This is a genomic window from Micrococcus sp. KRD077 (genome assembly GCF_017168505.1).
GTDB classification, from domain to species: Bacteria; Actinomycetota; Actinomycetes; order Actinomycetales; family Micrococcaceae; genus Micrococcus; species Micrococcus luteus.
On record NZ_JABFAZ010000063.1, the window covers coordinates 1 to 1,189 of the forward strand.

The window sequence follows — 1,189 nt, forward strand, 5'->3', positions numbered from 1 at the left end:
CCCCCGCCCATGCCATAACACCACCAGCACGCCACCACACAACCGATTGCGTCCACACCACAATGGGTGTATGGTTTGACTCAGCGGGAGGCAACCGGCCCCCTGCACCCCTAGCCTTGGAGGCTCTCATGCTCACGTTCAACGCCCGCCAGCTGCTCCGCGGTCTCGATGTCGCTTCCTACCCCGCCCGCCTCGCCGACGAGCCGGTCGGGGCTCGCCTGACCACGGTCCCTCTGGAGGTGACCGACCAGGGCCTGATCGCCTACAGCACGGACCGCTACCAGCTCGCCCGCACGCTGACCGAGTACGCCCTGGAGGCGCCCGCGCACGGCGCGGGCCTGCCGCCGGTGCGCCTGCACCGCTCGGGCCTGAAGGTTCTGCTCCCGGTGCTCCGCGCCGCGAAGAAGGACGGCACGGTGGAGCTGACGGCCGACAAGGACACCGTCACGTTCACCGTCCACGCGGCGAACGGGCAGGTGCAGACGGTGCCGCTGAAGAACTACGCGGACGCGGACGAGTATCCGAAGATCGCTTCCCTGTTCCGCCTGCACACCCAGCCGCGGGGCGCGCTCGAGGAGGGCACGTTCACGGTCAATCCGAAGTACGTCAAGGCGCTGGCCGACGTGACGGCGCGGTACACCAGCGACGGTGAGGTGCTCACGTTCGACCCGGACACCAACCACTCGGGCAAGCCCGTCGCGTGGGTCCACGGCCAGTGGGCGCACGGCATTCTGATGCCGATCCGTCGGGATCAGCTCCCCACGATCGACGCCGAGTACGAGGGCGTGGGACGTCTGTTCCGCGCCGTGCCGCTGATGCAGTCCCCGGAGTCCGCCAGCGTGCGGGAGGGCTCCGCCGTGGAGCGGGCCAGCACCCGCGGAACCGCCGAGGCTCCGGCCACGGCCTGATTCCCTCTCCCTCTCGGCGGGGTCGTCGAACTGCTGCGGCCCCGCCGCTGACCGCCCGGGCCGCGAGCGCCCACACCCCCCGGTGGCCCCGCCCGCACGATGCGGGCGGGGCCGTCCGCCCGCGGCGGCTGCCGCTGTCTCTGCGGCACCGCGAGCTCGCAGCGCGGCGCCGGCAGCTGGCTGCCCCTCCACGACACGTCCCCCGCCGGTCGCCGGCCCAGACATCGCCCCCACGGCGGGGCCCTGTCGTGCCGCCGTCTCCGCGCCCTCCCCCCTTGCTG

Annotated in this window: 1 protein-coding gene; it reads left to right on the plus strand. The window is 72.5% G+C overall.

All coding sequences use genetic code 11. The annotated features are described in order from the left end of the window. Positions 1–128 precede the first annotated feature (128 nt). Positions 129–908, plus strand: a complete 780-nt coding sequence (locus J1M39_RS11265) for a hypothetical protein (protein ID WP_061873154.1) — start codon at positions 129–131, stop codon at positions 906–908. Positions 909–1,189 lie beyond the last annotated feature (281 nt).